Annotated in this window: 10 protein-coding genes and 1 pseudogene; 10 read left to right on the forward strand and 1 reads right to left on the reverse strand. The window is 44.6% G+C overall.

The genetic code is table 11. The features are described from left to right. Positions 1–26 precede the first annotated feature (26 nt). The 3 genes from AXX12_RS18565 (at position 27) to AXX12_RS19525 (ending at position 2,349) form a co-directional block, all read left to right on the forward strand. Positions 27–1,190 (forward strand): UxaA family hydrolase, encoded by a 1,164-nt coding sequence (locus tag AXX12_RS18565; RefSeq protein ID WP_066245945.1) that lies wholly within the window; start codon positions 27–29, stop codon positions 1,188–1,190. 29 nt (positions 1,191–1,219) lie between these two features. Then, positions 1,220–1,510, forward strand: coding sequence for a UxaA family hydrolase (locus AXX12_RS18570; protein ID WP_066245979.1), 291 nt, complete (start codon positions 1,220–1,222; stop codon positions 1,508–1,510). A 671-nt stretch (positions 1,511–2,181) separates the two neighbouring features. Continuing rightward, positions 2,182–2,349, forward strand: coding sequence for a hypothetical protein (locus AXX12_RS19525; RefSeq protein ID WP_156478721.1), 168 nt, complete (start codon positions 2,182–2,184; stop codon positions 2,347–2,349). Positions 2,350–2,488: 139 nt separating this feature from the next. Here the strand turns inward: AXX12_RS19525 and AXX12_RS18575 are convergent, their stop codons facing one another. Continuing rightward, the gene (locus AXX12_RS18575) at positions 2,489–2,950 is read right to left on the reverse strand and encodes a hypothetical protein (RefSeq protein ID WP_066245947.1); all 462 of its coding nucleotides are present in this window, start codon (positions 2,948–2,950) and stop codon (positions 2,489–2,491) included. Between the two features lie 240 nt (positions 2,951–3,190). Between AXX12_RS18575 and AXX12_RS19530 the strand changes: the two genes are divergently transcribed. The 7 genes and pseudogenes from AXX12_RS19530 to AXX12_RS18615 all read left to right on the forward strand — a co-directional run. Beyond that, entirely contained in the window at positions 3,191–3,370 is a 180-nt protein-coding gene (locus AXX12_RS19530; RefSeq protein WP_156478722.1) for a hypothetical protein, read from the forward strand. A gap of 26 nt (positions 3,371–3,396) precedes the next feature. Continuing rightward, positions 3,397–3,741 carry a zinc ribbon domain-containing protein YjdM gene (locus AXX12_RS18580; protein ID WP_066245948.1) on the forward strand — a complete coding sequence of 115 codons (345 nt, stop codon included), beginning with the start codon at positions 3,397–3,399 and terminating at the stop codon, positions 3,739–3,741. 1,159 nt (positions 3,742–4,900) lie between these two features. Next, positions 4,901–5,326 carry a VOC family protein gene (locus AXX12_RS18590; RefSeq protein WP_066245952.1) on the forward strand — a complete coding sequence of 142 codons (426 nt, stop codon included), beginning with the start codon at positions 4,901–4,903 and terminating at the stop codon, positions 5,324–5,326. Between the two features lie 417 nt (positions 5,327–5,743). After that, complete coding sequence (gene mmdA, locus AXX12_RS18600) at positions 5,744–7,273, forward strand: methylmalonyl-CoA decarboxylase subunit alpha (protein WP_066245956.1); 1,530 nt, start codon at positions 5,744–5,746, stop codon at positions 7,271–7,273. Positions 7,274–7,295: 22 nt separating this feature from the next. After that, positions 7,296–7,610, forward strand: a complete 315-nt coding sequence (locus AXX12_RS18605) for a hypothetical protein (protein WP_066245957.1) — start codon at positions 7,296–7,298, stop codon at positions 7,608–7,610. A gap of 329 nt (positions 7,611–7,939) precedes the next feature. Further along, entirely contained in the window at positions 7,940–8,341 is a 402-nt protein-coding gene (locus AXX12_RS18610; protein ID WP_066245959.1) for a biotin/lipoyl-containing protein, read from the forward strand. A gap of 114 nt (positions 8,342–8,455) precedes the next feature. Next, a pseudogene (locus tag AXX12_RS18615) lies at positions 8,456–8,666 on the forward strand (sodium ion-translocating decarboxylase subunit beta); the annotation flags it as partial.

The raw sequence follows: 8,666 nt of genomic DNA on the forward strand, positions 1-8,666 counted from the left end.
CCTATGAGAGAGGAAGAGGTGACATGATGAAGTTCCAAGGGTATAGACGGCCTGATGGAAAAGTCGGGGTTCGTAATCATGTATTGATTTTGCCAAGCGTTACTTGTGCAAACCGGGTAGCACGAGGAATTTCACAATCAGTGATTGGAACAAATTGGATAGAACATCAACATGGATGCGGCCAACTGGGAGCAGATGCTGATTTAACTGCCCAAGTACTGGTCGGCCACGGCGCTCATCCCAATGTATTCGGTGTGATTGTTGTTGGACTAGGATGTGAAACCATTCGGGCTCAGGATATAGCTGCCAACATCAAAAAACACTGCCCCTATAAAGCAGTGGAGACTGTTATTATACAGGACGCTGGCGGATCAGTGAACGCGATTGCCCAAGGCGTTAGTTTGGCAAAGCAAATGGTAAACGATGCATCGCTTTCCAAGCGTGTTTCGATCGATGCTTCGGATCTAATACTTGGCACAGAATGCGGTGGTTCGGATGCTTGCTCCGGTATTTCAGCGAATCCGGCGTTGGGAGTTGCAAGCGATCTACTCATTGATGCTGGTGGGACTGTTATATTGGCTGAAACAACTGAGATTATCGGCGCTGAGCACATTATCGCTGGAAGGGCGGTTAATGCTCAAGTCGCTGCTCGATGTTTCGAACTGATAAACTCCTGTGAAACAGAGGTTAGAAAAATGGGTGTTGATATGCGTGGCAGCCAACCAAGTCCTGGAAATATCGAGGGCGGACTTTCATCCATTGAAGAAAAATCGCTTGGTTGTATCCATAAGGCTGGTACGAGGCCTCTGCAGGCTGTGATTGATTATGCTTCACCTGTGAATATGAAAGGCTTGGTCTGGATGGATACTCCAGGACATGATATTGAGCAACTTACAGGAATGGTTGCTGGAGGGTGCCATTTAGTGGTCTTTACTACTGGACGCGGTACTTGTTGCGGTTCGCCGGTTGCTCCCACGATTAAAGTGGCTAGCAATACTGCGTTGTTTGAAAGCATGAATGACAATATCGATGTCAATGCCGGAACAATTATTAGCGGCTTGGAAAGTGTTGAGCAAGTAGGTAAACGGATATTTGACGAACTATTGGAAGTCGCCTCGGGAAACCCGACAAAAGCGGAAATATTAGGGTTTAATGATTTTGCAATCCGGCGGATAGGACCGACGATTTAAAGAACGAACGGAGAGGTGGCTTGATAATGATGGCTAAATTTCGGGCCATTGTGATGAAGGCGAACGATAATGTTGCCACAGTGGTGGAACCCATAGCGCCGAATACAGGCGTAGATCTTAAGGTCGGTGAAGAGACAGTATCTATTCAAGTGAGCGAGGCAATTCCATTTGGGCATAAGTTTGCCATCCGGGAGATTGGTGAAGGTGATCGTATTGTCAAATACGGTGAAGTAATTGGGCTTGCTACGCAAAATATAAAAGTTGGCCAGCATGTTCATGTGCATAATCTAGAAAGCTGCCGCGGTAGAGGCGATAAGTAATCACGCCCTTGGAAGCATTGTAATCTCACTACCCGCGGAGGGGTCATGTGCTGCGTTATATACATAACAACCCAGTCTTGCTCGTTTGGTGAAAGAACCAGAAGAGTACAGTAGCGTTTGGAAAGCAACGGAATCGTCTGATGCTTCCTAAACGCTATTTGTGTCATTGCCCTTATTATTGCACTGTCGGATCTGGCCTCAATCCTTGAGGAATGCGAGGGTTGAGGTCTTGCTTTTTTGTGCTGCTGGGACGGATGCTACCTTATCTTGACGCGCAATTTTCGATCTATCGTACCACAACGATAGGCAGGTAACCCTATTTGCTTTAAGTCTATATTAGCTTGTTAGCTATTGGTTAAAGTATTGTTACAGTATTGTTAAAGTCGCATTGAGTTGCAGGATATAAGTTAGCTTCGGGCGAAAGCAAAAATACAACAAAGTCAACATTCGTTACAAAAGGGGCGATATCTTGAACGCAGAGGTTTACTCACTAACGAGACACGATGTGTTGTTGGTTGTAACAAGTGTATTGCTAAACGCCCTATTACAGAAAATGTAGCATGCCAAAAGAATGGAACTAATCATAGAAACAATTGCATTGACTTTAACCGTAAATCACTGATACTTGAAAAAGAGAATCTTGCCGAAACCAACAAGAGATTTAGGCTGTCGTGGCCCAAGTTAAGGCATTGGGTGACGAACGTGAACACTTTGCACAATCCAAGGTGATGGAGGTGTCTGAAGTGAGAGAACGAGATATGATAGACATTGAGTTGACACTAGAAGAAATAGAGGAACTGCTACGCGAGGTTGACAACTATCTTGCAAGCGCAAAATGATAATATTGTGGTATTGTTTTAGCCTAGGTACGGAAGAGTACGGTATTCCGATTGGGTTATGTGTTGCCACTATAAGCAGTATGCTGGCGCCTAGTAATAAAAAAAGCGGACGTTTCAAACGCCCGCTACGTATCTGTTATTATCTTAAGGTAAACCTGTTATCTCCAGGATGCCAGCCATCTTTGCCAATGAATATTTGCTTTCTTGGCATGTCACGGCCGTCTTTATTGAGATCAAATTTTAGGGTATCTCCCCTTCTTACTTTGAAGTTAAATTCGTCAAATCCGCGACCTGTTAAACGGAAACGGATGGAGTTACGGTCACGATCTAGTCTAACGAAATCACCATTTTCCATGTTTTTTTCGTCAATATCGTAGAAACGTCCATCGGTTTGAATCACACCAGTAAATATATGCTGGCCGCGCAAGTTCGTTGATTTTACATGGAACTCGTCATTCCGATCATGCCATATAGACAGGCTAGGGGCACCGAAATGAGCTAGATAGGGACGGTCTTCGGAACGATCACTCCAAGCAAAAGCTGTTCCGGAAAAGGTGACAAGGAAGCAGGTGAGTACTACTAAGAAGGATAGTTTTCTCATAAAAGTCATCTCCTCAATGTGGATTTAATAGTACTATATAACAATAGTTTGACAAAAATATGACAATAGAGAAAATAGAATAACAAAGTAATTCGCCATTATAGGTGATACGGACAAATTTGTGGCAGAAATAAGCAAGAGAAATACCCATAACCTACAACAGGATATGGGTATTTCTGCATAACTGTTAGTTTTGGACAAAGGCCTTTTAGAGCAAGCTAATATTTGCTGGTACTTATAATGAAAAAAGTCGGACTGGTAGGTGGGCTTGGCCCAAGCATCCACGCTGGATTACTACAAAGGATCATCGATGGTTATCGGGTGAGGACAGCTGGCGACAACTATCCCCAAATGATCATCATGAGAGCTTGTAGGACCGGTTTGTCAATAGGTGAATACTATGATAATATATTATATTAACAATAATGAATGGAGAAAATGAAATCATGTCTGATTTTCCAAATTGCCCAAAATGTAATTCAGAATACACTTACGAAGATGGAAGTCTTTTTATTTGCCCGGAATGTGCTCATGAGTGGACTTTAGAATTACAACCCGACAATAGTAGTGAAGATAAAAAGATTATCAAAGATGCAAGTGGGAATACTTTAAACAACGGTGATTCTGTAACAGTAATCAAAGACCTTAAAGTAAAAGGAAGTTCATCAGTCATAAAAATAGGTACAAAAGTAAAAAATATTCGTTTGGTTGATGGAGATCATGATATTGATTGCCAAATTGATGGTTTTGGAGCTATGAAATTGAAATCTGAATTTGTTAAAAAGGTATAAATGCAGTTTTAATGCAACTTTAATACAACAGAACTGTATTCACTGGTAACGGCGAAGAACGGCCTCAACCCTTGCGGAATGCAGGAGTTGAGGCTTCATTGTTAAGAAGTCTACTAAATTCTGTACTCTGGGGTTTCCTGTTTTAGCTCCTCCATCCACAGTAAAGCTCTCTTACAATGTGGACAAGACTCCATCGTAAACATGTGTTAGGTTTCATATTGTTTTCCCCTTTTAGAAATGATTAAAATTGGTAGGCGATGGTCATATCTAATGTAGTATGTGCTCTGAAGACTTTAGTTAAGCGAGTTGAGCTTGATCTTGCTTTTTGGATTTATAGGATAACTGAACTAGTGTACTAATTTACGAAAGGGGTGAATTAAAGTATGAAAATCAGGCGCCCAGAGTGGTTGCAGGTTGAGTCTGATAACCAAATACTATACGGTTACAATCAGGGGTGGTATACCACCTCGTTTCAGAGAACAAGGGGTTGCGGGCCAACAGCCGCCGCCATGTTGCTTTCGTATCTGAATAGGCGAGAGGCGGAACCCCTGCCGTATACATTTCACAGCATTCCCGCTATAACAAATGTACTTGAAAATGTATGGAACTATGTTACTCCTGGGTGGTTATTAGGACTCAACAGTACGGAGAAATTCTGTAAGGGTGTTGAGGCACTTTTGGGGGAGTTTAGACTGAGTTGGCAATGTCACAGACTAAGCGTTACTGCATCCCGGTCTAAAAGGGTATCTCTTTCACAAGTGGTAAAGTTTTTGGAGGATGGTATTACTTCGGATTGTCCCATTGCATTTTTGAACTTGCATAGAGGTAGAGAGATAGCATTGGAGAGTTGGCATTGGATTGTGCTCGTATCTTTGTCTTATGACGCAAGCGAGAGTCGTTACATGGCTACCTGTTATGACGGAGGCCGCTCAATTACATTTGATTTAGGTTGTTGGCTGGACACCACTCGATTTGGCGGCGGATTCGTCTATATAACAACTGGAAAGAATTAAATGTAAAAATTAACCTGGGTACCCTTCGTTGGAACATGATTTGATCTAATTTTGGTGTGAGAAAGTCATGCTTACGCCTACTTTCGTCTATACTAAGTAAACCATTCTCGGAGAATGATTGAAATTAACACGAAGGAGCGAAGCAAATGGCTGTTGAGGTTTATATTAATTTTAATGGGAACTGTCGTGAAGCTGTAGAGTTTTACGCAAAGGTTTTTGGAACAGAAAAACCACAAATTATGACCTTTGGAGATGTGCCACCTAGCCCGGAGTTTACTCTTCCAGAGGAAGCAAAAAGTTTAGTAATGCACACACGGCTTAGCATTAATGGAAGCAATGTCATGTTCTCTGACGTTTGTCCTGGTATGCCTTTTATTGCAGGAAACAACATAAGCCTTACAATAGTTAGCACGAACATTGATGAGATTAAATCTCTATTTAATAAGCTGAAAGAAGGCGGCAATGTAGGTATGGATCTTCAAGAAACCTTCTGGAGCAAATGCTACGGATTCGTAACAGATAAGTTTGGTATCGGGTGGCAATTTAACTATGATAGTGGACAAATGCGGTAATTTTTCCGCTGCGTCGGCTATCAAATTGAACCTGTGGAGGCATGTGCGAAGTTACGCTTATTCAAACGGGCGAAAGACCCTCTCTCCAGTTCTGCTTTAGTGTACCAAAAGACGTACTCTATGATCATCTGTCGCTGTTTGTATTTCTCTTTTTCGACATATTAAACGTTAAAATGGTACCACACGGCATCGTGACGTTCGGTATAGTACATACCGGTTGCCATTTCATCCAAGAATTTAAGAGAGCAATGGGAATATAGTTAAATAAGTAATTTTAGGGAACAAAAAACGGGCCTTTTAGGCTCGTTTTTTGTCATTTTATAGCGACAAGTGTTTTCTCATCCTTATATCTTATTATGATTATACAGTGCAGAATCAAAGACAAAGAATTTTCTAACGCTATTTCGGAGGTGTACCATGTTTTCGGTTAAGGAAAAACGCGAAACACTCAGAAAGAAACAACAAGTCATTCTAGCAGGCGGCGGCCAGAAACGCATTGATAAGCAACATGCTCAAGGGAAAATGACTGCCCGCGAGCGGGTTGCTAAATTGCTTGATTCGGGAACATTTGTTGAACTCGATCAATTCGTTTCTCACCGTTGCACGAATTTCGGCATGGAGAAAAAAGAACTTCCGGGAGAAGGCGTAGTTACTGGCTACGGCACTATTGATGGTCGTCTGGTCTATGTATACGCTCAGGACTTTACCGTTGAAGGCGGTTCACTCGGTGAAATGCATGCCGCCAAAATTGTTAAGGTTCAGAAACTCGCAATGAAGATGGGTGCACCGGTGATTGGACTGAATGATTCCGGCGGTGCTCGTATCCAAGAAGCTGTTGATGCTTTGTCAGGCTTCGGCAAGATATTCTTTGAAAACACACTGGCCTCAGGCGTAATTCCACAGATCTCCGTCATCATGGGACCATGCGCCGGCGGTGCTGTGTATTCCCCTGCTATCACCGACTTCATCTATATGGTAAAGAACACTAGCCAGATGTTCATCACCGGTCCACAGGTTATCAAGTCAGTTACTGCCGAAGAAGTAACCTCTGAAGCTCTCGGCGGCGCCCTGACCCATAACACGGTTTCCGGTGTAGCGCACTTCGCAGCCGAGAATGAAGACGATTGCATTCAGCAGATTCGTCACCTGTTGAGCTTCCTGCCCTCAAATAACATGGAAGAGGCTCCTGTGTTCGAGTCTACTGATGATCCGAATCGCATGGATCCGGAGCTCGTTACTATTATGCCAGATAACCCCAACATGCCGTACAACATGAAAGAAGTTATCGAGCGCATTGTTGACAACGGTGAATTCTATGAAGTGCATGAGCATTTTGCCCAGAACATCATCACTTGCTTTGCCCGGTTTGACGGTCAGACAGTCGGCATAATCGCCAACCAACCGAAGTTTATGGCAGGCTGCCTGGATGTTGACGCATCTGACAAAGCGGCTCGTTTCATCCGCTTCTGCGATGCATTTAACATTCCTCTCGTCAACCTGGTTGACGTACCTGGCTTCCTGCCAGGCGTTGGTCAAGAACACACCGGCATTATCCGTCATGGCGCGAAAATGCTGTATGCTTACTCGGAAGCAACTGTTCCGAAAATCACTGTCATCACCCGTAAAGCCTACGGTGGCGCTTATATCGCCATGTGCTCCCAACACCTTGGAGCAGATCAGGTTTTTGCTTGGCCGACCGCCGAAATTGCGGTTATGGGACCTGCCGGCGCGGCTAATATCATCTTCCGAAATGATCCGGACGCCACAGCAAAAACTGACCAGTATGTGGTAGACTTCGCTACCCCGTACAAAGCAGCTGAACGCGGTTTTGTTGATATTGTCATCGAGCCGCAGGAAACACGTCCCCGCATCATCACTGCTCTCAACATGCTGGCTACGAAGCGAGAAACACGCCCGGCCAAGAAACATGGCAATATTCCGCTATAACCCAGAGAAAGGGGATTGAATAATGGGTTTGTTTGATTCACTGTTCGGTAGCGGAAAAAAGGCTGAGGCTCCGAAAAAAGAGAAGAAGGCCGTTCCCGCTGCTGCAGCGCTAGCTTCTGTAGAGGCTGAAGCTCCCGGCTTAACGCCGGAAATTGTTGCAGCTATCAGCGCGGGCATCAACATGGTAATGAGCGACGACGCCGAATTGATCGCCGCTATTGCCGCAGTTGTTGTTCATGCAGGCGGCGGCGCTGGTGCTTTACGCATTAAGCGCGCCAGCAATGCTTGGGCTGCTTCCGGTCGCCAGAAGATTATGGACGGCCGACAGTCATTCTAAGGTACTCTAGGACTCTGTTGCAAAAGCAACAGATTTCCTTAAAAAACACGAGACTAGTTGAAAAAGCTCCAGCTGCTAGGAACAGCGAGGCTTGCGCTACGTTGTTACCTATGCGACGTAACAGCAATTGTGGCCACCTAGTTTGTTAGCATCACCGCGTACATAAAGGTACGCAAGCAAGCAAACGTAGTCGTGATTGCGCAATTCTTGGTGCTTCAGCGCCGTAGAGTTGGCGGCATACCCCTTGCGGGTGCAACGCAGATGGAGGTTTTGCAACGGTCTCCTAGCAAATCAAAAAATTGCATGAGATTGAATGGAGGAAGATGACAATGAGAAAGTTTAAAGTGAATGTGAATGGTGTTTCCTACAATGTGGAGGTTGCTGAGGAAGGTGTTGCTGTAGTTGCCGCTCCGGCAGCTGCACCTGTGGCTCCGGTTGCTCCCTCTCCGGTTACAGCTGCTCCTGCCGCTGCACCCGCTCCGGTTGCTGCCGCTGCTCCTGCTGAAGTGAAAGCTGGCGATACTCCTGTTACCGCTCCAATGCCTGGCAAAGTCAGCAAAGTTAACGTCAAAGCCGGTCAAACTGTGAAAAAAGGCGACGTTCTACTGTTGCTTGAAGCCATGAAGATGCAAAACGAAATTGGTTCCCCGGTTGCTGGTACTGTTAAATCAGTCAACGTCAACGCTGGTGAAAACGTAAAACCTGGCCAAATCATGGTTGTTGTCGGCTAAGTATTCTAATGTTTGGGTTGCGCCAGTCATAAAACTGACGCAACCAAACAATTTGGCTGATTATCAGCTCCTAGTCTAAAACAGTATACTTCAATATATCTAATGGGAGGGTAAGGCTTCTTGATTACCTTGTATAACTTGGGTATCGCTAATGAACTGTTTCCTGTCCTTATCTTCGTTGCCATCGGCGCTATGTGTGACTTTGCACCGCTAATCCGTAATCCGAAGGTTATGCTGTTCGCCGCTGCTGCTCAGTTTGGCATTTTTGCCACTGCTATCGCCGCGACGTTCCTTGGCTTCTCCTTCGAACACGCTGCTTCAATTG

The organism is Anaerosporomusa subterranea, assembly GCF_001611555.1.
Taxonomy (GTDB): domain Bacteria; phylum Bacillota; class Negativicutes; order Sporomusales; family Acetonemataceae; genus Anaerosporomusa; species Anaerosporomusa subterranea.

What these genes read in the sequence shown, in the direction of transcription:
- AXX12_RS18610 (WP_066245959.1), top strand. Translation starts at nt 7,940, where the DNA reads ATGAGAAAGTTTAAAGTGAATGTGAATGGTGTTTCCTACAATGTGGAG.
- AXX12_RS18575 (WP_066245947.1), bottom strand. Translation starts at nt 2,950, where the DNA reads ATGAGAAAACTATCCTTCTTAGTAGTACTCACCTGCTTCCTTGTCACC.
- AXX12_RS18565 (WP_066245945.1), top strand. Translation starts at nt 27, where the DNA reads ATGAAGTTCCAAGGGTATAGACGGCCTGATGGAAAAGTCGGGGTTCGT.
- AXX12_RS18590 (WP_066245952.1), top strand. Translation starts at nt 4,901, where the DNA reads ATGGCTGTTGAGGTTTATATTAATTTTAATGGGAACTGTCGTGAAGCT.
- AXX12_RS18605 (WP_066245957.1), top strand. Translation starts at nt 7,296, where the DNA reads ATGGGTTTGTTTGATTCACTGTTCGGTAGCGGAAAAAAGGCTGAGGCT.
- mmdA (WP_066245956.1), top strand. Translation starts at nt 5,744, where the DNA reads ATGTTTTCGGTTAAGGAAAAACGCGAAACACTCAGAAAGAAACAACAA.
- AXX12_RS19530 (WP_156478722.1), top strand. Translation starts at nt 3,191, where the DNA reads ATGAAAAAAGTCGGACTGGTAGGTGGGCTTGGCCCAAGCATCCACGCT.
- AXX12_RS18570 (WP_066245979.1), top strand. Translation starts at nt 1,220, where the DNA reads ATGGCTAAATTTCGGGCCATTGTGATGAAGGCGAACGATAATGTTGCC.
- AXX12_RS18580 (WP_066245948.1), top strand. Translation starts at nt 3,397, where the DNA reads ATGTCTGATTTTCCAAATTGCCCAAAATGTAATTCAGAATACACTTAC.